The organism is Agromyces sp. NPDC057679, from assembly GCF_042799635.1.
In the GTDB taxonomy this organism is placed as follows: Bacteria; Actinomycetota; Actinomycetes; order Actinomycetales; family Microbacteriaceae; genus Agromyces.
Map to the genome: position 1 here is coordinate 213,999 of NZ_JBHVIK010000002.1, position 26,556 is coordinate 240,554.

The 26,556-nt window shown below is 71.7% G+C and carries 26 protein-coding genes; 11 read left to right on the forward strand and 15 right to left on the reverse strand.

What is annotated here, in order from left to right; all coding sequences use genetic code 11:
* Positions 1–8 precede the first annotated feature (8 nt).
* Positions 9–665, forward strand: a complete 657-nt coding sequence (locus ACFVAJ_RS07905; RefSeq protein WP_376942849.1) for a TetR/AcrR family transcriptional regulator — start codon at positions 9–11, stop codon at positions 663–665.
* Between the two features lie 142 nt (positions 666–807).
* Here ACFVAJ_RS07905 and fdxA read toward each other — a convergent pair whose 3' ends face one another.
* The 10 genes from fdxA to ACFVAJ_RS07955 are packed head-to-tail and all read right to left on the reverse strand — an operon-like array spanning position 808 to position 10,874.
* Complete coding sequence (fdxA, locus tag ACFVAJ_RS07910) at positions 808–1,149, reverse strand: ferredoxin (RefSeq protein ID WP_157423705.1); 342 nt, start codon at positions 1,147–1,149, stop codon at positions 808–810.
* Positions 1,146–2,579, reverse strand: coding sequence for an FAD-dependent oxidoreductase (locus ACFVAJ_RS07915; protein WP_376942850.1), 1,434 nt, complete (start codon positions 2,577–2,579; stop codon positions 1,146–1,148). The genes fdxA and ACFVAJ_RS07915 overlap by 4 nt, the downstream gene beginning before the upstream one ends.
* Positions 2,576–3,346, reverse strand: coding sequence for a uroporphyrinogen-III C-methyltransferase (gene cobA / locus ACFVAJ_RS07920; RefSeq protein ID WP_376942851.1), 771 nt, complete (start codon positions 3,344–3,346; stop codon positions 2,576–2,578). Before cobA ends, ACFVAJ_RS07915 begins: the two co-directional genes overlap by 4 nt.
* A complete protein-coding gene (locus ACFVAJ_RS07925) occupies positions 3,343–4,275 on the reverse strand; it encodes an ABC transporter permease (RefSeq protein WP_376942853.1) in 933 nt (310 codons plus the stop codon). Before ACFVAJ_RS07925 ends, cobA begins: the two co-directional genes overlap by 4 nt.
* A complete protein-coding gene (locus ACFVAJ_RS07930; RefSeq protein WP_376942855.1) occupies positions 4,265–5,008 on the reverse strand; it encodes an ABC transporter ATP-binding protein in 744 nt (247 codons plus the stop codon). Before ACFVAJ_RS07930 ends, ACFVAJ_RS07925 begins: the two co-directional genes overlap by 11 nt.
* A 4-nt stretch (positions 5,009–5,012) precedes the next feature.
* A complete protein-coding gene (locus tag ACFVAJ_RS07935; protein ID WP_376942857.1) occupies positions 5,013–6,104 on the reverse strand; it encodes an ABC transporter substrate-binding protein in 1,092 nt (363 codons plus the stop codon).
* 30 nt (positions 6,105–6,134) lie between these two features.
* Complete coding sequence (locus tag ACFVAJ_RS07940; protein ID WP_376942859.1) at positions 6,135–7,454, reverse strand: sulfate adenylyltransferase subunit 1; 1,320 nt, start codon at positions 7,452–7,454, stop codon at positions 6,135–6,137.
* A complete protein-coding gene (gene cysD / locus ACFVAJ_RS07945; protein WP_376942861.1) occupies positions 7,454–8,374 on the reverse strand; it encodes a sulfate adenylyltransferase subunit CysD in 921 nt (306 codons plus the stop codon). Before cysD ends, ACFVAJ_RS07940 begins: the two co-directional genes overlap by 1 nt.
* The gene (locus ACFVAJ_RS07950) at positions 8,371–9,129 is read right to left on the reverse strand and encodes a phosphoadenylyl-sulfate reductase (RefSeq protein WP_376942863.1); all 759 of its coding nucleotides are present in this window, start codon (positions 9,127–9,129) and stop codon (positions 8,371–8,373) included. The genes cysD and ACFVAJ_RS07950 overlap by 4 nt, the downstream gene beginning before the upstream one ends.
* A complete protein-coding gene (locus ACFVAJ_RS07955) occupies positions 9,126–10,874 on the reverse strand; it encodes a nitrite/sulfite reductase (protein ID WP_376944604.1) in 1,749 nt (582 codons plus the stop codon). Before ACFVAJ_RS07955 ends, ACFVAJ_RS07950 begins: the two co-directional genes overlap by 4 nt.
* A gap of 216 nt (positions 10,875–11,090) precedes the next feature.
* On the opposite strand from ACFVAJ_RS07955, the gene ACFVAJ_RS07960 reads away from it, so the two are divergent.
* From ACFVAJ_RS07960 to ACFVAJ_RS07975, 4 genes are read left to right on the forward strand one after another with little or no spacing between them, the layout of a single operon-like run.
* On the forward strand, positions 11,091–12,737 hold the full coding sequence (locus ACFVAJ_RS07960; RefSeq protein ID WP_376942865.1) for a radical SAM protein: 1,647 nt from the start codon (positions 11,091–11,093) through the stop codon (positions 12,735–12,737).
* Between the two features lie 40 nt (positions 12,738–12,777).
* Positions 12,778–13,122, forward strand: coding sequence for a hypothetical protein (locus tag ACFVAJ_RS07965; protein ID WP_376942867.1), 345 nt, complete (start codon positions 12,778–12,780; stop codon positions 13,120–13,122).
* Positions 13,123–13,126: 4 nt separating this feature from the next.
* On the forward strand, positions 13,127–13,933 hold the full coding sequence (locus ACFVAJ_RS07970) for a prolipoprotein diacylglyceryl transferase (protein WP_376942869.1): 807 nt from the start codon (positions 13,127–13,129) through the stop codon (positions 13,931–13,933).
* Positions 13,917–14,447 carry a hypothetical protein gene (locus ACFVAJ_RS07975; RefSeq protein WP_376942871.1) on the forward strand — a complete coding sequence of 177 codons (531 nt, stop codon included), beginning with the start codon at positions 13,917–13,919 and terminating at the stop codon, positions 14,445–14,447. The genes ACFVAJ_RS07970 and ACFVAJ_RS07975 overlap by 17 nt, the downstream gene beginning before the upstream one ends.
* A 7-nt stretch (positions 14,448–14,454) precedes the next feature.
* Here ACFVAJ_RS07975 and ACFVAJ_RS07980 read toward each other — a convergent pair whose 3' ends face one another.
* Positions 14,455–15,189 carry a sirohydrochlorin chelatase gene (locus ACFVAJ_RS07980; protein ID WP_376942873.1) on the reverse strand — a complete coding sequence of 245 codons (735 nt, stop codon included), beginning with the start codon at positions 15,187–15,189 and terminating at the stop codon, positions 14,455–14,457.
* A gap of 162 nt (positions 15,190–15,351) precedes the next feature.
* On the opposite strand from ACFVAJ_RS07980, the gene ACFVAJ_RS07985 reads away from it, so the two are divergent.
* Complete coding sequence (locus tag ACFVAJ_RS07985) at positions 15,352–16,224, forward strand: type II CAAX prenyl endopeptidase Rce1 family protein (protein WP_376942875.1); 873 nt, start codon at positions 15,352–15,354, stop codon at positions 16,222–16,224.
* A gap of 58 nt (positions 16,225–16,282) precedes the next feature.
* Positions 16,283–17,515: a glycosyltransferase gene (locus tag ACFVAJ_RS07990; RefSeq protein WP_376942877.1), complete on the forward strand. Its 1,233-nt coding sequence runs from the start codon at positions 16,283–16,285 to the stop codon at positions 17,513–17,515.
* Positions 17,516–17,534: 19 nt separating this feature from the next.
* Here the strand turns inward: ACFVAJ_RS07990 and ACFVAJ_RS07995 are convergent, their stop codons facing one another.
* Both ACFVAJ_RS07995 and ACFVAJ_RS08000 read right to left on the reverse strand, forming a co-directional pair.
* Complete coding sequence (locus ACFVAJ_RS07995) at positions 17,535–18,335, reverse strand: hypothetical protein (protein WP_376942879.1); 801 nt, start codon at positions 18,333–18,335, stop codon at positions 17,535–17,537.
* Positions 18,336–18,461: 126 nt separating this feature from the next.
* Entirely contained in the window at positions 18,462–19,223 is a 762-nt protein-coding gene (locus ACFVAJ_RS08000) for a FadR/GntR family transcriptional regulator (protein WP_376942881.1), read from the reverse strand.
* A gap of 145 nt (positions 19,224–19,368) precedes the next feature.
* Here ACFVAJ_RS08000 and ACFVAJ_RS08005 point away from each other — a divergent pair, with 145 nt between their 5' ends.
* The 4 genes from ACFVAJ_RS08005 (at position 19,369) to ACFVAJ_RS08020 (ending at position 23,495) form a co-directional block, all read left to right on the forward strand.
* Positions 19,369–20,463, forward strand: a complete 1,095-nt coding sequence (locus tag ACFVAJ_RS08005) for an ABC transporter ATP-binding protein (protein WP_376942883.1) — start codon at positions 19,369–19,371, stop codon at positions 20,461–20,463.
* 43 nt (positions 20,464–20,506) lie between these two features.
* The gene (locus tag ACFVAJ_RS08010) at positions 20,507–21,685 is read left to right on the forward strand and encodes an ABC transporter substrate-binding protein (RefSeq protein WP_376942885.1); all 1,179 of its coding nucleotides are present in this window, start codon (positions 20,507–20,509) and stop codon (positions 21,683–21,685) included.
* A gap of 68 nt (positions 21,686–21,753) precedes the next feature.
* Positions 21,754–22,686 carry an ABC transporter permease gene (locus ACFVAJ_RS08015; RefSeq protein WP_376942887.1) on the forward strand — a complete coding sequence of 311 codons (933 nt, stop codon included), beginning with the start codon at positions 21,754–21,756 and terminating at the stop codon, positions 22,684–22,686.
* An 11-nt stretch (positions 22,687–22,697) separates the two neighbouring features.
* Complete coding sequence (locus ACFVAJ_RS08020) at positions 22,698–23,495, forward strand: ABC transporter permease (RefSeq protein WP_376942889.1); 798 nt, start codon at positions 22,698–22,700, stop codon at positions 23,493–23,495.
* 182 nt (positions 23,496–23,677) lie between these two features.
* On the opposite strand, the gene ACFVAJ_RS08025 is transcribed toward ACFVAJ_RS08020, so the two are convergent.
* Both ACFVAJ_RS08025 and ACFVAJ_RS08030 read right to left on the reverse strand, forming a co-directional pair.
* Complete coding sequence (locus ACFVAJ_RS08025) at positions 23,678–25,570, reverse strand: VWA domain-containing protein (protein WP_376942891.1); 1,893 nt, start codon at positions 25,568–25,570, stop codon at positions 23,678–23,680.
* A 208-nt stretch (positions 25,571–25,778) separates the two neighbouring features.
* Entirely contained in the window at positions 25,779–26,462 is a 684-nt protein-coding gene (locus tag ACFVAJ_RS08030; protein WP_376942893.1) for a hypothetical protein, read from the reverse strand.
* Positions 26,463–26,556: the final 94 nt, after the last annotated feature.

Genomic DNA, 26,556 nt, shown 5'->3' on the forward strand with positions numbered 1-26,556 from the left:
TACAAGACATGGAACAGCACGACGGCCGACGCGCACGGGGCGACGCCTCGCGACGCCTCGTGCTCGAGCGAGCCGTCGACCTCGCCTCGGTCGAGGGGCTCGACGGGCTCTCGATCGGGCGGCTCGCCGAGGCGGCCGAGGTGTCGAAGAGCGGGGTCGCGACGTTGTTCGGCAGCAAGGAGCGCCTCCAGCTCGCCGCGGTCGATGCCGCGGTCGAGCGATTCACCCGCGTCGTCATCGAGCCCGCGCGCGTCGAGCCGCGTGGCGTTCGGCGCATCGTCGCCTTGGTGGATCGTTGGATCGCCTACTCGCGCGACCGAGTCTTCCCGGGCGGATGCTTCTTCGCCGCCGCCGCGGCCGAGTTCGACGCCAAGCCGGGGCCGGTGCGCGACGCCCTCGCACGAGCCCTCGCGACCTGGGGCGGTTACCTCGCGGCGTCCTACGGCTACGCCGTCGCGCAGGGCGAGCTCGAGGGCGACCCCGCCCAGTTCGCCTTCGAGGCCACCGCACTGCTCGACGCGGCGAACACCCGCTCGGTCATGAGCGGATCGAGCGAACCGTACCTCTTCGCGCGGCGCGCGCTCGTCGACCGGCTCGCCGCGGCGGGCGCCGACCCGGCCGTGCTCGCACCGCTCGCGGGCGTCGACGACCGGGTGCTCGCCTGACGCGACGCGCGGGGCCGTGCTCGCACGATTCGGTGCGTGAACGAGCTCCGCGCACCGCGGTATTCAGGACGAGCGCGTCGATACCGCCCGTGTCGGGCTCATCGACGCGCTCGTCCTGAAAAGCGCGGAAGCGCGAGTGCGACTACTCGCCCTGGGGTGCGAGCGCCGCGACGAGCGGGTGGTCGTACGCGAGCGCGCCCGTCTTCGCCGCGCCGCCGGGCGAGCCGAGCGGCGGCACGCCGCCGGGGGTCACCTCGAAGAACTCGACGTTCGCCTTGTAGTAGTCGGCCCACTCGTCGGGCAGGTCGTCTTCGTAGTAGATCGCCTCGACCGGGCACACCGGCTCGCACGCACCGCAGTCGACGCACTCGTCGGGGTGGATGTAGAGCGAGCGCTCACCCTCGTAGATGCAGTCGACCGGGCACTCGTCGATGCAGGCGCGGTCCTTCACATCGACGCAGGGCAGCGCGATGACGTACGTCACGACAGTGCGAGCGCGCCGTCGCGCGAGATCGCCACCTGCTCCTCGCGGGGCACGACCTTGACGCGCTCCCGCACGACGCCGGCGTACTGCTCGGGTGCCTCGAACGACTCGCCGAGGCTGCGCTCGTGCGCGTCGAGTCCGAGCCATCCCTGCCAGGTCGTGAACTCGACCCCGCGTGAGGCGAGCAGCTCGAAGATCTCCTCGCCGTCGGCGGCGTCGACCACCGGCGCGGCGAGCACGCCCTCGTTCGCGTCGGCGACGAGGTTCGTGATCGTCTCGAGCGCGTCGCCCTTGGTGTGGCCGATGAGGCCGACGGGGCCGCGCTTGATCCAGCCGGTCGCGTAGATTCCGGGAATCGGTGCGCCCGAGGCATCCAGCACCCGGCCGCCCTCGTTGGGGATGACCGCCGCCTTCTCGTCGAAGGGCACGTCGCGGATCGGCGAGCTCGCGTAGCCGACGGCGCGGTAGACCGCCTGCACGGGGTAGTCGACGAACTCGCCGGTGCCCTCGACCGTGCCGTCGCCGACCGGGCGGGTGAGCTCGAAGCGGAGGCCCTCGACGCGTCCGTCGCCGGTGACCTCGACGGGGGCGTGCAGGAAGTGCAGGTGCAGGCGGCGCGACGCCGTGCCGGTGCCGGTCGAACCCGGCGAGGTGCGCCAGCCGTTCAGGGTGCGGGTCATGACCTTGACCTGGTTGTTCGAGGCGTGCAGGGCCTCGGCGTGGGCGTCGCCCTCGGCGCGCTCGAAGTCGTCGTCGTAGACCACGATGTCGACGTCGGGCACCTCGCCGAGCTCGCGCAGCTCGATCGGCGTGAACTTCACGTGCCCCGGTCCGCGGCGGCCGAAGACGTGCACGTCGGTCACGGGCGAGGCCTCGAGGCCGGCCACGACGTTCGCCGGGACATCCGTCGAGAGCAGGTCCTTCGGGTGCTTCGCGAGCACGCGTGCGACGTCGAGCGCGACGTTGCCGTTGCCGATGACCGCGATCGACTGCGCCTCGAGCGGCCAGGTGCGCGGCACGTCGGGGTGCCCGTCGTACCAGGCGACGAAGTCGGCGGCGCCGTAGGAGCCGGGCAGCTCGATGCCGGGGATGTCGAGGGGGGCGTCGCGCAGCGCGCCGGTCGCGAAGATGACCGCGTCGTAGCGTTCGGCGAGCTCGCCGACCTCGACGTCGCGGCCGACCTCGACGTTGCCGATGAGGCGGATGTCGCCCGCGTCGAGCATCTCGTGCAGCGAGTTGACGATGCCCTTGATACGGGGGTGGTCGGGGGCGACGCCGTAGCGGATCAGTCCGTAGGGCGCCGGCAGCGACTCGAACAGGTCGATCGCGACCTCGCCGCCCTGCTCGGCGACCTGGCGGCGGAGGATGTTGCCGGCGTAGATGCCGGCGGGGCCGGCGCCCACGATCGCGACGCGGAGGGAACGGGTCATTGCTGCGATGCCTTTCGAGTTGTGCTGGGGGAGAGCGCTTCGGGCGCGTAGGGGCTCAGGGTCACCACGTCGCCGACGACGACGACCGCGGGCGACCGGATGCCCCGGCGCGCCGCCTGCAGCGCGATCGAGTCGAGCGTGCCGATGGTGACGCGCTGGTGCTCGCCGTATCCATCTTCGACGATCGCGACTGGGCATTCGCCCCCGCGCTCGCCGCGGGCGAGGGTGATCGCCGAGTTCGCGAGGGTGCCGATGCCCATGAGGAGGACGACCGTGTGGTCGCGCCCGCCGCCGAGCGACTGGATCTGCTCGTGCCCGGTGACGACCGTGAACGTCGTGGCGAGGCCGCGATGGGTGAGGGGGATGCCCGCGATCGCCGGCACCGAGATCGCGCTCGTGATGCCAGGCACGACCTCGACGGCGACGCCCGCCTCGCGGCAGAAGGCGAGCTCCTCGCCGCCGCGGCCGAAGATGAACGGGTCGCCGCCCTTCAACCGCACGACCCGCTTGCCGTCGCGGGCGAGGGCGACGAGCAGCGCGTTGATCGCGTCCTGCGGAACCGCGTGATGCCCGGGCAGCTTGCCGACGTCGACGACCTCGGCGCGCAGCTCGACGCCCTCGGCGGCCAGGCCGTCGAGCACGCCGCGGGCGCCGAGCCGGTCGGCGACGATCACGTCGGCGGCCTCGAGGGCGCGCAGGCCGCGGATGGTGAGGAGCCCGGCGTCGCCCGGCCCGGCGCCGACGAGGGTGACGGTCCCGGCGCTCATCGCGACGCTCCCTGCAGCAGGCCCCGGCGGCGGAGCATCCGGCGCTCGAGGGGGGCGAAGAACACGAGTTCGATGAGGATGCCGATGGCGAGGATCACGAGGATCGTCGCGAGCACCGCGGAGATGTCGGCGAGCTCGCGGCTCTGGTCGAGCATCGACCCGAGCCCGAAGCCGATCGTGCCGCCCATCGCGATGATCTCGGCGGCCATCAGCGAGCGCCACGAGAACGCCCAGCCCTGCTTGAGGCCGGCGACGTAGCCGGGGAGCGCGGCGGGCAGCACGACGAGCGTCGCGAGGCGTCCCGGTCCTGCGCCGAGCACCGTGCCGACCCGCCGCAGCTGCGGCGGCACCTGCTCGACGCCCGAGATCAGGCCGTTCACGATCGACGGCACGGCGCCCATCAGGACCACGAAGTAGACGGTCGCGTCGCTGAGCCCGAACCAGAGGATGGCGGCGGGCACCCACGCGACCGAGGGCAGCACCTGCAGCCCCGAGATGATCGGGCCGACGGCGCGGCGCAGCGGCTTCACCTCGGCGAGCAGGAGGCCGAGCGGCGTGCCGACGATGACGGCGATGACGAAGCCGAAGACGCCGCGCTCGAGGCTCGTCGCGACGGCGAGCTGCAGGCGGCCCGACTCCCAGGCATCGCCGAGCGCCGCGGCGACGTCGAGCGGACCCGGCACGATGTCGGGTCGCGGCTGGGCGATCACGACGTAGAGCTGCCAGGCGACGATGAGCACGACGACGAAGAGGATGGGCGGCAGGACGCTGCGCGTGAAGACCTTCCAGGGGCCCGGGCGCGCGTCGGCGTCGGTCTGGAGGCGGTCGAGGCCCGCTTCGAGCGCGCGGAGCTCGTCGTGCTCGGCGGGAGCTCCCCCGGGAGCTCCGGGCGCCTCGGGCGGATCGAGCAGGGAGGTGTCATGCGGCATTTCGGCGGATCTCCTTCCGCAGCTCGGCGGTGATCTCGACGGAGAGCGCCGCCACTTCGGGCGACTCGATGCGCCGGCCCTCGACGGCGTCGATGCGCCATTCGCCGGCGACCCGGCCGGGCCGGCTCGACAGCAGCACGATGCGCTGCCCGAGTCGCGCCGCCTCACGCACGTTGTGCGTGACGAAGACGATGGTGCGGCCGGTCAGGCGCCACACGCGTTCGAGCTCCTCGTGCAGCAGGTCGCGCGTGATCGCGTCGAGTGCCGCGAAGGGCTCGTCCATGAGCAGCACGGGGCGGTCCTGCGCGAGCGCCCGGGCGAGGGCGACGCGCTGGCGCATGCCGCCCGAGAGCTCGTGGGGGCGCTTCGCCGAGGCATCCGCGAGATTCACGGTCGCGAGCAGCTCGAGCGCCTGCGCCTTGCGCTCGGTGCGCGCGACCCCGCGGAGCCGCAGCGCGAGCTCCACGTTCTGCGCCGCGGTGAGCCAGGGCATGAGCGCCGACTCCTGGAACATGACGGCGGCGCCCTCGGGCGGCGTCGTGATGCTGCCGGTGGTCGGCCGGTCGAGTCCGGCGATGAGGTTCAGCAGCGTCGACTTGCCGCAGCCCGAGGCACCGAGCAGGCAGACGAACTCACCCGCCGCGACGTCGAGGTTCACGTCGTCGAGCACGACCGGGCCCGCGCCGAAGCGCTTGCCGAGATGCTCGATGCGGATGGCCGTCTGCCCGCTCATGCGACTACTCCTCGCCGAGGCCGCCCGCGGAGACGGGCTCCTCGCCGGCCTCCTCGCGCAGCTCGTTCAGGATGCGGAGGTCGAAGAGCCCGTCGATCGAGCCCTCCTTCTGGGTGCCGGCCTCGAGGCCGTTCGCGACGAGGGCCTCGAAGGTCTCGGCGTGCGGGTCGACCGAGAAGACGACGTGCTCGAGCGCGCGGTCGATGACCGCGTCGGCGAGCGGCTTGCCCGTCTCCGCCTCGATGCCCGCGTTGATCACGCCGGCGGCTTCATCGGCGTTGTCGGCGAGCCAGGCGACGGATGCCTCGTGCCCCTCGAGGAGCGCCTTCACCGTCTCGGGGTGCTCGGCGAGGAACTCGGCCCGCACGAGCAGCACCGTCGTCGGGAAGGCGCCGTCGTCCCACAGCTCGGCCTCGTCGACGAGCACGTGCGCGCCCGCGTCGACGATGAGCCGCGACACCCAGGGCTCGGGCAGCCACGCGCCGTCGAGCTCGCCCTGCTGGAAGAGGGTGAGCGTCTGCGCGTTCTCGGTCGGCGTGATGTGCACGTCGCCGCCGCCCTGCGTGTCGGTCTCGAAGCCCTCGTCGGCGAGCCAGGCGCGCAGCGCCACGTCCTGCGTGTTGCCGAGCTGCGGCGTCGCGAGGGTGGTGCCCTCGAGATCGTCGACCGAGTCGATGCCGTCGCGCACGACGAGTGCGGCGCCGCCCGTCGCGGCACCCGCGACGATGTGCGCCGACTGCCCGCCCGACTGGATGAAGGTGTTGATCGACGGGTTCGGGCCGATGTAGGTCGCGTCGATCGCACCGGCCGAGAGGGCCTCGATCGCGGCCGGGCCGGCGTTGAACACCGAGGTGGTGAGCTCGGTCTCGCCGAGCGCGTCCTGCAGCAGGCCCTCCTCGAGCCCGACGATGGCGGGCGCGTGGGTGACGTTCGCGAAGTAGCCGAGACGCAGCTCGGCGGCGGGCGAGGTGCTCGCCTCCGCGTCGTCGTTCGGGGACGCTCCCGCGGCGGCGGAGCAACCGGCGAGCATCATCGCCGCCACTCCAAGTGCGGTGATCGTCAGGGTCTTGCGGATGGTGCGGGTGGTGCTGTTCACGGTTGTCGCCTCCTTACGGATCGTTGGTGCCTACTGTTCGGTGATGCCGGCGGCCAGGGTGCGGCCGTCGGACGGATGGATGACGAGGAACGACCCGGCGTGCCGGTTCTCGCCGTACGGCTCGAGGGGGAGGTCGGCGGCGACGCGGATCGTCGCGCGGCCGATGTCGTTCACCTCGAGCGAGGTCGCGGGCACGTGCTCGAGGGTGTCGAGGTCGCGCTTCGCGTCGATGGAGGCCACGAGTCCCTGCACGGTCGTGGTGCCGTGCTTCACGAGCACGCGGGTGCCCGGGGTGAGGGCACGCGGGTCGAGCTGGAACAGCTCGGCCTCGAACTCCCGCCGGGCCTCGGGCAGGGTGCCCGCCGCCGCGATGACGGCGCCGCGGGCGGCGTCGATCTCGTCGGCGAGGCGCAGCGCCACCGACTGCGGGGCGACGGCCTCGTCGAGGGATGCCCCGGCCTGGTCGATGCCGGTGACGGTGGTCTCGATGCCCGCGGGGAAGACGGTGACCCGGTCGCCGACCCGCACCCGGCCCGAGCCGATGCGGCCGGCGAAGGCGCGGTAGTCGCGGAAGGCCTCGGCCCGCCCGGGGTCGTCGGCGACGTCGGGCGCGAAGCCGCCCTGCGGGCGCAGCACGAGCTGCACGGGCAGGCGGAACGGGTCGTACTCGGTGTCGAGCTCGTCGTGCGAGGGCAGCGACTCGAGCAGTTCGAGCAGGGCCGGCCCGTCGTACCAGGGCGTGTTCGGCGAGCGGTCGACGATGTTGTCGCCCTCGAGGGCCGAGACGGGCAGCACGTGCACCCCGTCGATGCCGAGTTCGCCGGTGACGCGGCGCACCTCGGCCGCGACCTCCTCGAAGGCGCTGCGGTCGTAGCCCAGCAGGTCGATCTTGTTGACCGCGACGATGACGTGCGGCACGCGGAGCAGCGCGACGACCGACAGGTGGCGCCGGGTCTGCTCGAGCACGCCCTTGCGGGCGTCGATGAGCACGACGACGGCGTCGGCGGTCGTCGCGCCGGTGACCATGTTGCGCGTGTACTGCACGTGGCCGGGGCAGTCGGCGAGGATGAAGCTGCGCGCGCCGGTCGAGAAGTAGCGATAGGCGACGTCGATCGTGATGCCCTGCTCGCGCTCGGCGCGCAGGCCGTCGGTGAGGAGGGCGAAGTCGAAGCCCGTGCCGGCGCCGAAGCCGCGCTCGGCCGAGGTGCGGGCGACGGCCTCGAGCTGGTCGGCGAGGATCGCCTTCGAGTCGTGCAGCAGGCGCCCGACGAGCGTCGACTTGCCGTCGTCGACGGAGCCCGCGGTCGCGAAGCGGAAGAGGGTGCTGGGGGCGGTGGTCGTCTCGGTCATCAGAAGTACCCGTCCTTCTTGCGGTCCTCCATGGCGGCCTCCGAGATGCGGTCGTCGGCCCGGGTCGCGCCGCGCTCGGTGAGGGTCGACTGCGCGACCTCGCGCACGACGGCCGTCACGTCCGCGGCATCCGATTCGACCGCGCCGGTGCAGCTCATGTCGCCCACCGTGCGGTACCGCACCGTTCGCAGCTCGACGTGCTCGTCGGGTCGCGGCTGAGAGACCTCGCCGACCGCGCGCCACATGCCGTCGCGGCGGAACACCTCGCGCTCGTGCGCGTAGTAGAGCGGCGGCAGTTCGATGCCCTCGCGCTCGATGTAGCTCCAGACGTCGAGCTCGGTCCAGTTCGAGATGGGGAAGGCGCGCACGTGCTGGCCGGGTGTGTGCCGGCCGTTGTAGAGGCTCCAGAGCTCGGGGCGCTGGTTGCGCGGGTCCCACTGGCCGAACTCGTCGCGCAGCGAGATGATGCGCTCCTTGGCGCGCGCCTTGTCCTCGTCGCGGCGGGCGCCGCCGAAGACGGCGTCGTGCTTGCCCGCGGCGATCGCGTCGAGCAGCGGCTGCGTCTGGAGCGGGTTGCGGGTGCCGTCGGCGCGCTCCTGCAGGCGCCCGTCGTCGAGGTAGCGCTGCACCTCGGCGACCTCGAGTCGCAGGCCGAGCCGCTCGACGGTCGCGTCGCGGAACGCGAGCACCTCGGGGAAGTTGTGTCCCGTGTCGACGTGCAGCACCGGGAACGGCACGCGCCCCGGCCAGAACGCCTTCGCCGCGAGGTGCAGCACGACGACCGAGTCCTTGCCGCCCGAGAACAGCAGCACGGGTCGCTCGAACTCGGCGACGACCTCGCGGATGATGTGGATCGCCTCGGCCTCGAGCAGGTCGAGCGTGTCGAGGGCGCGCGCCGGGGCGGTGAGGACGTCGGTCATAGGTGCAACCCGCATTCCGTCTTGTCGAGGCCCGACCAGCGGCCGGATCGGGGGTCTTCGCCCGCGGCGACGGGCTTCGTGCAGGGCTCGCAGCCGATCGAGGGGTAGCCCTCGGTGAGCAGCGGGTTCACCGTCACGCCGAACGCGCCGGCGTAGTCGATGAGGTCGTCGAAGCTCCACGCGGCGAGGGGGCTGACCTTCACGAGGCCGTTGCGCTCGTCCCACGAGACGAGCGGCGTGTTCGTGCGGGTGGGGGCCTCGTCGCGGCGCACGCCCGTGAACCAGAGCTCGTAGCCGGCGAGCGATCGCTGCAGGGGCTCGACCTTCCGCATCGCGCAGCAGGCGCCGGCGTCGCGGGCGAAGAGGTCCTTGCCGTACTTCGCATCCTGCTCGGCGACGGTGAGCTCGGGAAGCACGTCGACGATGCGCACGTCGAGCGAGGCGGCGACGCGATCGCGCGTCTCGACCGTCTTCGCGAAGTGGTAGCCCGTGTCGAGGAAGAGCACGTCGACCCCCGGCAGCGACTGCGCGACCACGTGCGGCAGCACGGCGTCGGCCATCGAGCAGGCGACGGCCGCGGCATCCACCGAGAAGTTGCGCGCCACCCAGGCGACCACTTCGTAGGCGGATGCCTCGCCGACGGCCAGGCTCCGGAGCTCCGCGTCGCCGGCCTCGGCCAGGGCGCGCAGCTCGTCGTGCGAGCGTTTGGCGCCTCGCGTCGGGTTCGTCGTGGCGCCGAGGTTGCGGGCGCTCATCGCAGCTCCTCCTCGTCGGCGCGGTGCGCCCACTCGGCGAAGGTCTCGTCGACCGAGGCATCCCGCTGCGCGAGGAAGCGGCGCACGACGGTCTCGACGTAGTCGGCGAGGCCGTCGGCGGTGACCTTGAGGCCGCGCACGGTGCGGCCGGTGCCGGCCTCCTCGCGCGTGGCCGAGGCGAGGCCGCCGCCGAGGTGCACCTGGAACCCGGGCGTCTGGCCGCCGTCGCCGTCGGGCAGCAGCTGGCCCTTCAGGCCGATGTCGGCGGTCTGGATGCGGGCGCACGAGTTGGGGCAGCCGTTGACGTGCAGGCTGATCGGGTGCGGCAGCTCGATGCCGGCGAGCCGCTCCTCGAGGGTGATGACGGCGTCGGTCGCGGTCTGCTTCGTCTCGACGATCGCGAGCTTGCAGAACTCGATGCCGGTGCAGGCGATCGTGCCACGGCGGAAGAGGCTCGGGCGGGCCTGCAGGCCGAGTTCGTCGAGCTCGGCGACGACCTGCTCGACGTGCGCCTCCTCGATGTCGAGCAGCACGAGCTTCTGGTGCGGGGTCGTGCGCAGGCGACCCGAGCCGACGCGTTCGAGGAGCTCGGCGAGGCGCGTGAGCGTCGTGCCCGAGATGCGGCCGACGAAGGGCGTGACGCCGATGTAGAAGCGTCCGTCGTGCTGGCGGTGCACGCCGACGTGGTCGCCCTGCGTGAGCGGCTTGGGCGCGGCCGGGCCGTCGGGCAGCGGGGCATCGAGGTACTCGGTCTCGAGCACCTGTCGGAACTTCTCGGCGCCCCAGTCGGCGACGAGGAACTTCAGGCGCGCCCGGTTGCGGAGGCGCCGGTAGCCGTAGTCGCGGAAGATCGCGGTGACGCCGTACCAGACGTCGGCGACGCGCTCGGGTGCGACCCACGCGCCGAGGCGCACCGCGAGGTGCGCGTTCGTCGAGAGGCCGCCGCCGACCCACACGTCGTAGCCGATGCCGAGCTCGGGGTGCTCGACGCCGACGAACGCGACGTCGTTGATCTCGTGCACGATGTCCTGGCTGGGGTGGCCGGTGATCGCCGACTTGAACTTGCGCGGCAGGTTCGCGAGCTCGGGGTCGCCGATGTACTTCTGCTGGATCTCGAAGATCTGCGGCGTCGGGTCGATGAGCTCGTCGGCGGCGATGCCGGCGACCGGCGAGCCGAGGATGACACGGGGCACGTCGCCGCACGCCTCGGTCGTGGAGAGGTCGACCGCCTCGAGACGGCGCCAGATCTCGGGCACGTCCTCGACGCGGATCCAGTGCAGCTGGATGTTCTGCCGGTCGGTCAGGTCGGCCGTGTCGCGCGCGAACTCGGTCGAGATCTCGCCGATGACGCGCAGCTGCTCGGTCGAGAGCTGGCCGCCGTCGATGCGCACCCGCAGCATGAAGAACTCGTCCTCGAGCTCGTGGGGCTCGAGGGTCGCGGTCTTGCCGCCGTCGATGCCGGGCTTGCGCTGCGTGTAGAGGCCCCACCAGCGGAAGCGGCCGTGGAGGTCGGTGCCGTCGATCGACGCGAACCCGCCCTTGGCGTAGATCGTCTCGATGCGCTCGCGCACGCTGAGGCCGCCGTCGTCCTGCTTCCACTGCTCGTTCGCGTTGAGGGGCTCGGTGCCGTCGACCTTCCACTGCCCGTTGGGGCGGTTCGCACCCGGGCGGGCGGGGCGGCCCTCGGGGCGTGCGGGGCGCTCGGCGCGGCCCTCGGCCCGCGGTGCGCGGGTCGTCTCGCTCAGCGTCACGGCTGCCTCCCGATGGTCGGAATCGCGACGGAGGCCCCGTCGCTGAGCCGACGCTAGGCGAGGGATGCTCGTGCGGCACGTTCGTGACGACGGCGCCCGTCACGGTGCGTCACCGGCGGTCGCACAGCGCCGCATTGCGTCACATGCTTGACGTCGGCGCGAACCGCGAGGTACTCCCGCCCGAGGCATCCCGCCCGCTATCGTGAGCGCATGCCGACCGCCGCTGGTACCGGAATGCCCCTGCGGGACTCCCGCATCCACCGCTACGTCAACGCGTTCTGCCCGCGGTGCCACGAGGAGGATCCCGAGCGGCCGCTCGCCGACGTCGCCCGGCTCTCGGGCTGGCTGGCGATCCGCGACGACCGGGTGTGGCTCGAGCGCGGGTGCCCGACGCATGGGCTCGTGAGCACGATGTACGACGAGTCGCCCGAGATCCTGAGCTACCTCGAGCAGTGGACGGCGCCGACGAAGGTGCACATGCCCGACCTGGCGGGCAACTTCAAGCCGGTGCCGTCGGCCTACGAGGACGGCCTGCCCGAGATGCAGACGCAGCACACGTGCATCCTGCTCGAGGACCTCACCGATCACTGCAACCTGCGCTGCCCGACGTGCTTCGCCGAGTCGGGCCCGGCGGCGACCGCGGTGGCGCCGCTCGCCGAGGTGCTCGCCTCCGTCGACGCGAGGCTCGCCCGCGAGAACGACCGCATCGACGTGCTCATGCTCTCGGGCGGCGAGCCGACCCTCTACCCGTGGCTCGAGCAGCTGCTCGACCACCTCGTCGCGCGGCCGGTCGTGCGCATCCTGCTGAACTCGAACGGCCTGCGCATCGCGCAGGACGACGCCCTCGTCGAGACGCTGAAGAAGCACCGCGAGCGCGTCGAGGTGTACCTGCAGTTCGACGGCGAGAGCGCCGAGGCGTCCGCGTACCACCGGGGCGCAGACATCCGCCGCTTCAAGGACCGCGCGCTCGAGCGCCTCTCGGAGGCGGGCATCTTCACGACCCTCACCATGACCGCCGCGCTGGGCGTCAACGACGGCGAGATCGGAGCGGTGATCCGGCGGGCGATGACGACGCCGTACGTCGGCGGCGTGACGATCCAGCCGGTGTTCGGCTCGGGACGCTCGGCCGGCATCGACCCGAACGATCGGCTCACGCACACGGGCGTGCTCGCCCGGCTCGAAGGTCAGACCGACGGCGAGGTCACCTGGCGCGACCTCACGGCGCTACCGTGCAGCCACCCGCACTGCTGCTCGGTGGGGTACCTGCTGAAGGACGACTCGGGCACCTGGAACTCGCTCACCAAGCTCGTCGGCCACGATCGCCTCAAGGAGTTCCTCGACCTCAATCCCGATCTCATCGCGAACCGCATCGCCGACAGCAACATCAACCAGGCCTTGAAAGACAGCGTGAAGCAGTCGCTGCTCGACCTCCTGAGCGAGCAGTCGTCGCTGTCGCACCCGTCGATCGGGTCGCTGTGGAAGGACATCTGCACCGGCTGCGACCTCGGCATCGGCACGCTCACCCAGCTCGCGACCTCGGCGCTGCCGGGGCAGCACAAGCGGCTGCGGCGGTTCCTCGGCGAACGCGTCAAGCGCATCACCGTGAAACCCTTCATGGACATCAACACGATGATCGAAGAGCGCCTCACGCAGTGCTGCGTGCACGTCGCGACCGTCAACGAGCAGACCGCGGCGCACCAGTGCGCACCGTTCTGCGCGGTGCAGGCGTGGGCGCCGCTCGGGCGGACGCGCATCTCGACGGCGACGGGCGGGGCGGCCGCGACGGCCGGCCCGACCGGGGTCGGCGCGGCCGGTGCCGCAGGCGGTCGTCGTCAGCTGCCCGTCACGGTGGCGTGAGCCGGCGGCCTGACGGCATGACGAGCGGGGGAGAGGGCGCATGAGCACTGCGGGTGACGAGTTCGCCACGTGGGATGCCTCGGGGCTGAACCGCTTCGACGAGACGGTCGGCGCGCCACCGGCCCCCGCGCCGTACGACCCGCTGCGGCTGTGCGTCTTCGCCACGATCGCCCTCATCACCTGCGTGCTCGGCCCGATCTCCCTTGCCGTGTTCGCGGGCATCGCGATCGCCGGGTACGCGAAGGCCCGCCGTGCAGGTCTCCTTCGTTCGAAGTGCAAGCTCGGCGACACCCGCAACGTGCTCGCCTACCTCATCGTGCTCGAGGTGCTCGCCCTCGCCGCGGTGCCGTTCTGGGTGATGCTCTGGGCCGGCGTCTGGAGCTGATGCCGTGTACCCGACGCTGCCCGATCTCCTCGGCTGGGGGCCGCCGATCGACACGCACTCGGCGTTCGTCGCGCTCGCGATGCTCGCGGCCGGGCTCGTCTTCGTCGTCGAGTCGCGCCGTCGCGGCCAGACCGACGTGCGGGTGGCGGCGCTCGTGCTCGGCGCGCTCGCCGGAGCCGCGCTGTTCTCGCGCCTCGGCACCTGGGCGCAGCACCTCGACCCGTCGCAGAACCTCGACCTCGTCACGCAGCTCACCCGCGGCAACGCCTCGGTGCTGAGCGCCCTCGTCGGCGCGTGGCTCGGCGTGCACATCGCGAAGCGCATCGTGAAGTACCCGCTGCGCACGGGCGACCTCTTCGCGCCGGCGGTGGCGCTCGCGATGGCCATCGGCCGGTTCGGATGCCTCTTCACCGAGCTGCCCGGAACCCCGACGGGGGCGGCCTGGGGCATCGTGCTCGACGAGGCGGCCGCCGCGCGGGTCGGCGGCCCCGCCGGGGTGCCGCTGCACCCGAGCTTCGTCTACGAGATCGCCTTCCAGGCGGCCGCGTTCATCGCCCTGTGGTTCTGGCTTCGGCACCGCCCGATCGCCGCGGGCGAGACGCTCACGATCTACATCGCCGCCTACGCGATCTTCCGCTTCTTCGTGGAGTTCGTGCGCGGCAACGAGGTCGCGTGGATGGGGCTGACCCGCCCCCAGTTGTTCCTGCTGGTCACGATCCCGCTGGTGCTCGGCCGCCTCGCCTGGAAGGCGTCGCGCGGCCGGCTGACCGCGAACCGAGAGAGGATGGCCGTCGATGGTGCCCGATCCTGAAGAGCCCACGCCCGAGGAGCCGAGTCCGGAAGCGGCGAAGCCCGAGGAGCCGCCGGGTTCGCCGGTCGAGCCGCCGCTCGGTGAGCCCGAAGCGACGCCCGAGCCGGCGGCGACCCCGGCAGTGCCGCCGCCCCCGCCCCCTCCGCCGCTGCCTCCCGAGACCGCGCCGTACGGCCCGGCGACACCGCCGCCGCCCTACGGATCGCCCGAGGCGATCGCTGCTGCCGAGGCGAAACCGGGGCTCGGCATCGGCGCGGGGATCGGCGTCGGCGTCGGCATCGGCTGCGGTGCGCACGTCGTGGCGATCCTGCTGATGCTCGCGACGCTCATGCTCGGCGGCATGTTCGGCTCGACGGCGATCGGCCTCATCTGGCCGTTCCTGCTCGTCGCGATCGCGGCGATCGTGATGCTGTTCTTCGTGAAGACGCGCGGCATCGCGATCGGCATGCTCATCGTCGCGGCGGCGGCCTGGATCGTCGTCCTCGGCCCCTGCCTCGGCATGTCCTACGTCTGATCCGCCGCTACCCGGCTGTCGTCGCCGCCGCGTAGCGGTCGAGCACGATCTCGACGAGCTCGGCCGGCGCCGCCGCATCGGCCACGAGCAGCGGCTCGGTGACGACGTCGGCGCCGGCGGCCTCGGCGAGATCCTGGAAGTAGCCGGGGGCGAGCAGGTAGCTCGCGACGACGACGCGTGCGCCCGGGACATCCGACCTCGCCTGCGTCACCGCCTCGGGCAGCAGGGGCTCGGCTGCAGAGAGGAACCCGATCCGGATGTCCCGCCCCGTCGCGGCGGCGAGGCGTTCGCGCATGTCGTGGCAGTCGCGCACGGCGCGCGCGTCGCTCGATCCGGCGACCGAGAGCACGACGGTGTCGTCGTCGCGCACCCCCGCCTCGGCGAGCCGGCGCGCGAGCACGGTCGCGAGCCGGTCGTCGGGGCCGAGGGCGCCCGCGAGCAGTGCCCGCCGGTCGCCGGTCGCCTCGACCGCCTCGGTGAGGTCGACGTGCACGTGGTAGCCCGCCGAGAGCAGCAGCGGCACCACGACGGCGGGCTCGCCGGGCGCGAGCGAGCCGAGCGCCGCCGGCACGTCGGGCTGCTCGACGTCGACGTGTCCGAGGCGGGCGGTGGGCGTGGCATCCGGATGCCTCGTCGCGAGCGCCGCGGCCACAGCGTCGTGCAGCCCGCGCACCGCCCGCCGCCCCTCGGGCGAGGAGGTGCCGTGCGAGATGCCGACCAGGGCGGGAGCGGGTGTCGTCATCGCACCATCGTCGCAAACACCACGGTCGGGGCGCGGCTCGATGCCGAATCATGACGAACCGTCGCGGCCACGGAATCGCCGATCCATCCGGCCTGTTGCGGGTGCCGAGGGCTCCGTCTCGATACCGTTCTCACGTATCCGTTGTCATGGGGGGGAGTGTCGATGAGTGCACAGGTGACCGCCGCGTCGGGCTGGAAGCGCTTCTGGGAGCGCGGCGGGTGGTGGCGGGCCGTCCTCCTCGCGGTCGTGTACATCGCGCTCTACCTCGCGACCGGCCAGCTGGTCGGGCTGATCTTCGGCTCGCAGGTCGACGATGAGAACCCGCTCGCCGACGTGCCGACCATCTTCTTCGGCACCGCCCTGGCGATCATCGTCGGCTCGGTGCTCCTGCTGCTGTTCGCCGGCTCGCTCGGGTGGCTGCGCGAACTCTTCGGCCGCCAGCCGATCGGGGGGCGCTGGTGGATGTGGATCGCGCCGGTCATCGTGCTCGCCGCCGCCCTGCTGCGCATCTTCGGCACGGACTACAGCCGCTACTCGGTCGGTGTGGTGGTCGCGATCTACCTCACCGGGCTGTTCGTCGGCTTCGCCGAAGAGCTGCTCACCCGCGGCCTCGCGGTGAACCTGCTGCGCAAGGGCGGGTACTCGGAGCGCATGGTGATGCTGCTGTCGTCGCTCATCTTCTCGCTCCTGCACTCGGTGAACCTGCTGACCGGGCAGCCGCCGCTGACCGTGCTCTTCACGATGGGCTTCACCTTCGTGTTCGGCGTCGCGATGTACCTCACGCTGCGGGTCACCGGCAGCCTGATCTGGCCGATCCTGCTGCACGCGATCACCGACCCCTCGACGATGCTCGCCGTGGGCGGCGTCGACGAGACGCACGGCTCGGTGAACCAGCTCGCGACCCTCGCGGGCACGTCGACCTACCTCTACCTCCTGCTCGCGATCGTCGCGATCTTCCTCGTACGTGATCGGGTCGGCAGGAAGGACGCCGTGCCCGGCCTCGTGACGCCCGAGGGCATCGGCTCGGCCTCGTGACGGCGACGGCGACGGCGACCGCGAGCCGCGCATCCGCGCCGACGGAGGGATGATCGGCATGGCGACGATCCTGTTCTGCCCGGTGACGTTCAACCTCGCCGAGACCACCCGCATGATCCAGGTCGCGCGGGCGCTCGACCCGGCCCACCGGGTGGTGTTCCAGGGCTATGAGACCGACTTCGTCGACCTCATCCGCGATGCGGAGTTCGAGTACCTCGCCGGGAAGCCGGCCTGGGGTCGCGCCGAGCGCGACCAGGCGATCGCCTTCGACCAGGGGCACTCCTTCCGGAGTCCGTTCACGCGCGAGCTCGTCGGCGCACGGGTGGAGCTCGAGCGGCGCACGATCCGCGACCTCGGGGCATCCGCCGTCGTGACCGGGTCGAACCTCACGTCGTTCATCTCGGCGCGGGCCGAGGGCGTGCCGCTGTTCTACCCCGTGCCGTTCCCGCTCACCCGTCCGCAGGTCGCGCAGACGAAGCGGATGGGCTTCGTGACCGGGACAGGACGGGTGGCGCGAGCCGCCGACCGGGTGGTGACGGCCGCGTTCCGGTGGATCTACAACTCGGCCCCCCTCGCCCCGAAGGCGTTCACGAGCGTCGCGAAGGCGAACGGCGTGCCGCCCCTGCGCACGGTCTCCTCGCTGCTCACCGCCGACCGCAACCTCATCACCGAGATGCCGTGGGAGATGGACGGCTTCGAACTGCCCGACGGCTTCGAGCTCGTCGGGCCGATCTTCGCGCATCTCGACGCCCCCATGCCCGCGATCGTCGGCGAGCTCGCCGCAGCGCCAGAGCCGCTCGTCTACCTCGGACTCGGGTCGTCGGCCGACCGGGCGCTCGCGCTCGCCGCGGCCGAGGCGCTCGGCGGCCTGCCGGTCAACGTCGTCGCGCCGATCGGCCACTACCTCGAGCCGGGCGATCGGGTTCCGGCGAACGTGCACGTGACGCCGCTGCTGCCGGCGCACGAGCTGGGCGGGCTCATCGACGCAGCCGTGCTGCACGGCGGCCAGGGCACGGTGCAGACGGCGTGCGCCACCGGTGTGCCGTTCGTGGGCATGGGCCTCCAGCCCGAGCAGACCTGGCACGTGCGCGCCTGCGAGCGACGCGGCAACGCGATCGCGGTCCCGCCGAAGCACGTCGCGAAGCCCGAGTTCACCGCGGCGGTGCGGCGGGTGCTCGACGACCCCGCGATCCGCGCCGCTGCCGACGAGGTGCGCGAGGCGTACCGCGGCGCCGACGGCGCGGCGGCCACCGCGCGGTTGATCGAGCAGGCGGTCACGGCGGGTCGCTGATCGCGACGGCGCCGAGCCCTCAGTCGCGCGCGCTCTCGAGCACGAGCGCCAGCGAGGTGTCGCCGCAGGGCACGAGCGCCGCGCCGCCGGGCAGCGACGTGGCATCCGCCGGTGCGCCGCCCTCGCGCTCGCGAAGGGGGGCGAGCGCCGCGACGAGCCCGTCGAGGCGGAGCAGCGCCCCGGTCGCGCGGTGCGAATCGGTCGAGGTGACGATGCGGCCAGACGCGTTCACGAGGGTGCACGGATGCCCCGACTCGCGCACGACCGGCAGCAGCACCCGTTCGAGGCTGGCGACGTACAGGTCGGTGCCGACGACGCCGGCCATCTCGCCCGCCGCGCGCACGGGCGTGGTGACGGTCACCGTGTAGTCGTCGGTGCAGAGGTAGTCGACGTAGGGGCCGGTGAGGTGCCGGGTGCCGGTGCGGGCGGGAACGCGCCACCACTCGAGCACCGTGTAGTCGCGGAACTGCTCGGCGTCGGGGTCGCTCACCGCCTCGAGGCGGCGCAGGCCCTGCTGCTCGGCCGCGCCGAAGGTGTTGGCGCCGCTGAGCCACCAGGCGAGGTGCCAGGGCGCGTCGGCGAGGTAACCCGGGGCGGCGACGAACCCGGCACCCGTGATGAGGCTGCCGGGCGCCTCGAGCGCGGGGCCGACGAGCTCGGCGATGCGGGGGTCGAGCCGCGCGGCGGTCGGCGTCGCGACCGACAGGAGGTCGGCCTCGATGCGGTCGCGCCAGCCGTCGATCATCGCGAAGACGGGGTCGATGGTCGAGGCGATGCGCGCAGCGATCTGCAGCGCGGAGACGTCGACGGTGACGGTCATGGCCTCGGTCCTTTCTGTGCGGGGGTGGGGTGGGGACGGGGTGATGAGGGGGTGCGGGGATGAGGGGACGGCGAGCGTCGGGAAGAGGGTGCGGAGCGCTGTGCTGTTCGGTCGCCGTCGGCGTCGCTAGGGCAGCGGCGCCGGTGTCTCGAGGCGGACCTTCTCGTCGATGAGCCACTCGACCGCCGATTCGATGTGGACGGTCGTCGCCCGGCGTGCCTCGTCGGGGTCGACTGCGCGGATCGCCTGGATCACCTCGAGCCTCGCCTTCCTGCTGCGGTCACGATACGCCTGTTCGCGCATGCACAGCCAGAGCAACGGCCCGGCTTCGGCCTGCAGTCGCAGCTCCTCGTGCACGAGGCGGGGCGACTGGCTGACCGCGGCGATCTCGAGCTGGAACCGCCCGATCGCGCGCCGGGCCCCGCCCGCCGACAGGAGGTCGGCCCGGGCGTCGATGTCGGCGAGGCTCGCGAGGTCGTCGTCGCTGGCGCGGTCGGCGGCCACCTCGGCCGCCATGCCCGCGATCGCGGCGTAGTGCAGCGAGAGGTCGCGCAGCTCGATCCGGCTGAGCGCGCGCACCCGTTCGTCGAGCATGCGCGCCGCGGCGTCGCGGTCGTGCGTCACGAAGCTGCCGCCGTCGCGGCCGCGGCGGGTGAGCACGAGCCCCTTGTCGCGCAGCGCGACGAGCGCCTCGCGCGCGGTGACGACGGCGACGCCGAGGCGCTTGGCGAGCTCGGATTCGCTCGGCAGCCGCTCGCCGTCGCGGAGCACGCCGGCGACGATCGCATCGGTGATCCGCTGCTCGACGAGCTCGGCGCGGCCGGCGCCGTCGAGCGGTGAGAACACGACGGCGTGGGTGGCGTCGGCACGGCTGGTCGCCTGCGGCATCCGACCTCCTGTGCTCGTGTCGCTGCGGATCTGTGACATGACCGTAACACGAGGGTCTGGACTTTTACATCTGGAGTCATATGATTTGGAACTGACGAACATCTGGAACCAGATGTTTCACCCTGTCAGCATCGAAGGAGATGTCATGACCGAAGCGCAGCCGGCGATCCGACTCACCGGACTCACGAAGGAGTTCGGCGCCGTCACGGCCGTCGACCACGTCGACCTCGAGATCGCGGCGGGCGAGTTCTTCTCGATGCTCGGTCCTTCGGGCTCGGGCAAGACCACGGTGCTGCGACTCATCGCCGGCTTCGAACAGCCGACGGACGGCACGATCGAGCTCTTCGGCGAGGATGTCACGAAGCGCGCCCCGTTCGACCGCGACGTGAACACGGTGTTCCAGGACTACGCGCTCTTCCCGCACATGAGCGTGCTCGACAACGTGGCCTACGGCCTGCGGGTGCGCGGGCTCGGCAAGAAGGAGCGCAACGAGCGCGCGCGCCGCGCCCTCGCGAGCGTACGGCTCGAGCAGATGGCCGACCGCAAGCCCTCGCAGCTCTCGGGCGGCCAGCGCCAGCGCGTCGCCCTCGCCCGCGCCACCGTCGTCGAGCCGAAGGTGCTGCTGCTCGACGAGCCGCTCGGCGCCCTCGACCTGAAGCTCCGCGAGCAGATGCAGGTCGAGCTCAAGCAGATCCAGCGCGAACTCGGCATCACCTTCATCTTCGTCACTCACGACCAGGAGGAGGCCCTCACGCTCTCCGACCGCATCGCGGTCTTCAACGCCGGCCGCATCGAGCAGCTCGGCACCCCCGCCGAACTCTACGAACGGCCCGTCTCGCGCTTCGTCGCGGACTTCGTCGGCACCTCGAACCTCTTCGGCCCCGAGCACTCGCTCGCGCTGCTCGAACGCGAGGGCCACCACTCGCTGCGCCCCGAGAAGATGACGGTCAGCGCGGAGGGCCAGCGCGGCGACGGCGTGCGGAACGCCGCGGGCACCGTCGTCGAGGCGATCTACCTCGGCAGCGGCGTCCGGCTCGTCGTCGACCTCGACGCCGGCCCGCGCGTGAGCGTGCTCGAGCAGAACGTGCGCGGCCGCGTGCACGACGACGAGCACGGCGACCGGGTCGTCGTGTCGTGGCACGACGGCGACGTCGTCGCGATCGACGGCGCGGCCGTCGGCCCCCAGAACCCGACCCCGACCGCGTCGATCGGCGCGATGCTTCCCGGCACCGCCGGCTGAGGCATCCCCCCAACTGCACCACCAAGAGAAACAGGAGAGAACCATGATGCGAATGCGGAACGCGCGACGAGGCGCGACCGTCGGACTCGCGATCGCCTCGGTCGCGCTGCTGACCGCCTGCGGCACCTCGGGCGGCGGAGGCGGTGGCGACAACGAGGCGGCGACCGAGCTCGGCGACATGGAGGGCCAGCTGTCGGTGCTCGCGTGGCCGGGCTACGCCGAGGACGGCACGAACGACCCCGCCGTCGACTGGGTGACCCCCTTCGAGGAGGACACCGGCTGCGAGGTCACGGTCAAGACCTTCAACACCTCCGACGAGGCCGTCAACCTCATGAAGACCGGCGACTACGACGTCGTGTCGGCCTCGGGCGACGCCTCGCTGCGCCTCGTCGCCGCCGATGACGTCCAGCCCGTGAACATGGAGCTGACGCCGAACTACGAGAACGTCTACGACTTCCTCAAGGACAAGGCGTGGAACACGGTCGACGGCGAGAACTACGGCATGCCGCACGGCTACGGCGCCAACCTGCTCATGTACAGCACGGACGTCTTCAGCGAGGCGCCCTCGAGCTGGAGCGTCGTCTTCGACGAGTCCGACGCGTACGCCGGCAAGGTCACGGCCTACGACTCGCCGATCTACATCGCCGACGCGGCCATGTACCTCATGGCCACCCAGCCCGACCTCGGCATCGAGAACCCCTACGCGCTCGACGAGGAGCAGCTGGCGGCGGCGGTCGACCTGCTGAAGACGCAGCGCGAGAACATCGGCGAGTACTGGTCGGACTACCTCAAGGAGATCCAGGCGTTCACGACCGGCGACAGCGTCGTCGGCACGACGTGGCAGGTCATCCAGAACGTGGCCGCGGCCGAGGGCGCACCGACCGATGTCACGGTTCCCGAAGAGGGCGTGACCGGCTGGTCGGACACGTGGATGATCTCGTCGGGCACCGAGAACCCGAACTGCTCGTACGCGTGGCTCGACTACATCGCGAGCCCCGAGGCCAACGGCCAGGCGACCTCGTACTTCGGTGAGGCGCCGTCGAGCGACGAGGCGTGCGAGTACCGCGAGGACTGCGAGGCGTACCACGCCGGCGACGCCTCGTACGCGGAGAACATCTGGTACTGGACCACGCCGATCGAGGACTGCGTGGACGGTCGCACCGATGTGACGTGCACCGACTACTCGGCTTGGACCGAGGCCTGGCAGGAGATCAAGGGCTGACGCAGCCCGACCATCGGGGCGGCCCGCCGGCCGGGCCGCCCCACTCCGCTCGACACGACAGGACACGCATGACGACGAACACCCGGGCTCCCGCGCCCGCACCGGCGCGCCCCTCGGTTCCGCGCCCGCGGAGCACCCCCGCGCGCGCGGCATCCGTCTTCCTCAGCACCCACCCGCGAACCCGGCTCGCCCTGCTGCTCAGCGCCCCGCTGTTCTGGCTCGGCGTCGTCTACATCGTGGCGCTCGTGCTGCTGCTCGTCACCGCGTTCTGGTCGGTCGACAGCTTCACGGGCGAGATCACGACCGAGTTCACGCTCGACAACATCATCGAGGTCCTGACGGGGTCGCTCTACCAGACCGTCACGGTGCGCACCGTCGGCGTCGCGCTCGCCGTCACGCTGATCGACGTGGCCCTCGCGCTGCCGATCGCGTTCTTCATGGCGAAGGTCGCGACGCCGCGGATGCGACGCGTGCTGCTCATCATGGTGCTGACCCCGCTGTGGGCCAGCTACCTCGTCAAGGCGTACGCGTGGCGTTCCGTGCTCTCGCAGGACGGCATCCTCCAGTGGCTCGTCGAACCGTTCGGCGGGGAGACGATCGGCTACGGACTGCCGGCCACGATCATCACGCTGTCGTACCTGTGGCTGCCGTACGTGATCCTGCCCATCTACGCGGGGCTCGAGCGCGTGCCCGACTCGCTGCTCGAGGCCTCCTCCGACCTCGGCGGACGGACCTGGCCGACGATCCGCCTGGTCGTCTTCCCGCTCGTGCTGCCCGCGATCATCGCCGGCACGATCTTCAGCTTCGCGCTCTCGCTGGGCGACTACATCACGGTCAACATCGTGGGCGGGGCGAGCCAGATGCTCGGAAACCTCGTCTACACGAACGTGGGTGCGGCGAATAACCTGCCGCTCGCCGCCGCGATCGCGCTCATCCCGATCGTGATCATCTTCGGCTACCTGTTCCTCGTGCGCCGCACCGGCGCCCTCGACAACCTCTAAGGGGCGAACGAATGCGACTGTCGCGGCCTTTCCGCATCACCCTCGGCGTGATCACCACGGCGATCCTGATCGTCGTCTACGTGCCCCTGTTCGTCGTGCTCGTGAACTCGTTCTCGACGTCGACGTCGCTCACGTGGCCCCCGCCGGGGTTCACGCTCGAATGGTGGGGCAAGGCGTTCCAGAGCGCCGGCGCGCTCGACGCGGTCGGCACGAGCGTCGTCATCGCGCTCATCGCGACGGCCGTCTCGCTCGTGCTCGGCACCCTCATCTCGCTCGCGTTGCAGCGATTCTCGTTCTTCGGCCGAGATGCGATCAGCCTGCTCGTGATCCTGCCGATCGCCCTGCCCGGCATCATCACCGGTATCGCGCTCAACAACTTCTTCCGCACGATCATGGGGGTGCCGCTCTCGATCTGGACGGTCGTGATCGCGCACGCGACCTTCTGCATCGTGACGGTGTTCAACAACGTGATCGCGCGGCTGCGTCGACTCGGCCTCAACCTCGAGGAGGCCTCGGCCGACCTCGGTGCCGGCGTCTGGACGACGTTCCGGCTCGTCACCTTCCCCCAGCTGCGCTCCGCGCTCCTCGCGGGCGGCCTGCTGGCCTTCGCACTGAGCTTCGACGAGATCATCGTGACGACGTTCACGGCGGGTTCGGGTGTGACGACCCTGCCCATCTTCATCCTGAACAACATGTTCCGGCCCAACCAGGCGCCGATCGTGTCGGTGATCGCGGTCGTGCTCGTGCTCGTGTCGATCATCCCGATCTACATCGCGCAGCGGCTCTCGGGGGAGGAGCAGCGGCGCTGAGGCATCCGTCATCGACGTCTCAGGGGGACGGAAGCTGCTCAGGACGAGCAGGGGGAACGCGTCCTGAGCAGCTTCCGGCCTCCTGAGACGCGTCGGATGCCTCGCCCCCGGCAGGCCGTCGGATCAGCGCTCGGCGAGATGGGCGAGCACCGCGTGCACGCGCCGGCGGCCGTTCACATCGGTCAGAAGCTCGTGACGAGGTCGCCCAGCACGGCCGTGAGCTTCGTCGGGTCGGTCGCGTCGTAGTACTGCGCGCCCGTGGCCGTCGAGATCTCCCGAAGGGTCTTGGTGTCGGCGTTGGCGCCGTACGCGAGCGTGAAGACGAGCACGGGGGAGTCGTCGTGCAGGCGCTCGAGACCCGCGAGCATCTGCTTCTTCGAGGTCGGGCTCGGCCCGAGCGTTTCGTTCTTGCCGTCGCTCAGGAGCACGATCGCGTTGATGCGCTCGGGGTCCCAGTCGTCGCCGCGCTGCTTCGCGAACGTGTCGATCGCCGTGTACAGGGGCGTGAACTCGACCGGTTGGAGCGCGCCGAGCGCGTCGAGGAACTTGGTGCGGTCGGTTCGTGCGTCGGCGACCGGGCTCACGAGCCCGGGGGTGACCGGCCCGTCGTCGACGGCGCTGAACGCGGCCAGGCCGACGTTGTCGCCCTTCGAGAAGTGGCCGAGCGCCTTCTCTATTGCCTGCTTGGCTGCGGCGAGCTTGGTCTCGCCGGTCGGGATCCTCTCCTCCATGGAGCCCGAGACGTCGACGAGGAACAGCACCTGGGCGCGCTTGCGCACGGCCGGGAAGGTGCTGTCGATCGCGGCGAGCACCTCGCGGCCCGGGAAGGCGAGTGCGCCCGACGGGCGCGCGGGCAGCCCCCCGACCTCACTGACGATGGGATCGAGCGCGCCGTTCAGGTCGTGGTGGCCAGAGGCGCGCACGATCTGCTGGCCCTGCTTCGTGCCCGCGAACTGCAGGAGGTCGCGTGCCGCCTCCTTCTCGGCGGCGTCGACCCACGGTCCGTCGAGCACGGTGAGCGGGTTGTCGGCGACGTAGTACCCGTCGCTCGGGTAGATCGGGACGAGCTTCTCGCCGGGAGGGGTCGACTCGGCGCGGCTCACGCCGTCGGAGCTCGTGATGCCGCGGTTGTAGTCCCAGACCGTCTTCTCGTCGACGATGACCGCCGAGAGGAAGTCGGCGATCGAACCCTGCTTCTCGGACGCGCGAGCCTGTGCGAGGAAGCGTTCGGGCGTGGCCATGTAGTGGCTGGTGGCGAGCTCGTCCTGCCGGACGGCCTTCATCACCTCGGTGTTGCGGATCTGGCTCGTGGTGAGCTCGGCCAGGGCCCCGGCCTCGCTGCCGAATTCGGCGAGCATGGCGGCCTGGCCCGAGCTCGCCATGAGCGGGCTCGTCTTGCCGAGTTTGAAGGTGCCCCACTCGGGGTGGTCCATCCAGCTCCACGTGGCCTCGTCGCGTGCGGCGTTGAACACGTCGCTCCAGCTCGGGCGCGTCTCGCTCCAGCCGATCGCGTCGGCGAGCGATTGGGGCATCGCCAGGACGATCGCCGAGGATCCGATGCTCGTGCCCTCGGTGGGCACGTTCTCCGCCCCGCCTGCGTCTTGGGCGACGGCGAGCCAGGAGCTCGCGTCGGGCAGCCAGACGGTCGGCTTGTCGTCGGCGGCCACCCCGGCGAAGCCGGCCGCCGCCTCGGTCGCGGCCGTGCCCGAGACGGCCTTCGTCGCGACCGCGTCGACGCAGCGACCTTCGACGCTGCGAGGCTGCGCGTTGTAGCCGTCGACGAGGCGCGTCACCAGCTCGGCGTTCTCGTACGACGAGAGCACGTTGAGCGCGATGCACGGCTTCTTTCCGTCGTGCGCCGACGGATGGTCGGAGGGGAAGATGCCGGGCTCCGCCGTGGTCGAGGCGGTCGGCGTCGAACCGACCGCACCGCCCTGGCCGGTGAGCACGACCGCGGTCGCGACGCCGCCGCCGAGCAGCACCATCACGAGCGACGCGGCGGCGATCACCCACACCCGGCGCCGTCGCTGTCGCCGTTGCGATCGATCGCGGCGCCGCCCGTCGTCGGCGCTCACGACCGCCGACCTCGCGCACCGCGCTGCGGTGCGGGGCCGATCCGGCGTCGTGCCGCCGCCGGACGGGGGGCGGGCGTCGGCGTGCAGGTGACGAATGCTTCGGGCATCATTGCGTCCTGGGGGTAGGGGGGTCAGGCGATACTATCCTGCGCCGGACCGTGCGCCAACGGGTTTTCGCGACGGCTGCCCGAACGTCGTCGCGATCGGATCACCGGCAGGGGCGCCCGTGGTCGGCGAAGCGCTCGGGGTGGGCGCCGGGGGCGCCGTGGCCGACGTCGCCGCGGGCGGGGCGGTGGTGCTCGTGCCGGGGGTGCTCGTGGCGCTCGTGGTGCTCGTGCGGGTGACCGTGGAACTCGCGGTGCCCGTGCTCGTGGTGTCCGTGCTCGTGGTGGCCGTGGCCGTCGTGCCCATGCCCGTGTCCGCGACGACCGCGGTGGTCCTCGCCGCGGCGGTGGCGCCGGGGCATCCGCTCGCCTTCGGACCACCCGAGCTCGCGGGCGATCGCCTCGAGGGAGGCGAGGGTGGTCTGGAAGTCCTCGGGCGTCACGGCGCCCGCGACGCGCGTGCGCAGCGCGGTGACTCGCTCGAGGAGTGCGGCGTACGACGCCTCGCCCTCCTCGGTGAGGCGCGGCGCGCCGGGCTCGTCGGTGACCCAGCCGCGCTCGACGAGCGGCGCCAGGCGCTCGGGGCGCGCCGCGATCTTGTCGCGCAGGCGGGCGTCGTCGACGGTGCCGGCGATGACGTTGAGCCGTCGCCAGTCGCGACGGGTGATGCCCTCGTCGGCGAAGAGCTCGAGCATGGCGTCGTCGAGCTTGCGGTCGACGACGCGGAGCCAGTAGCCGATCGGGCGCTGGGCGGGGGTGGGGTTCTGGATGTTCTCGGGGGAGTTCACGGTGGTTCCTTTCGTGACGCGATGCGCGTCGGGGTCGGCCGCACTGGAGGCGTGCCGTTGTTGCGAGCTCCTCCGCGCCGATGGAGCGGGAGGT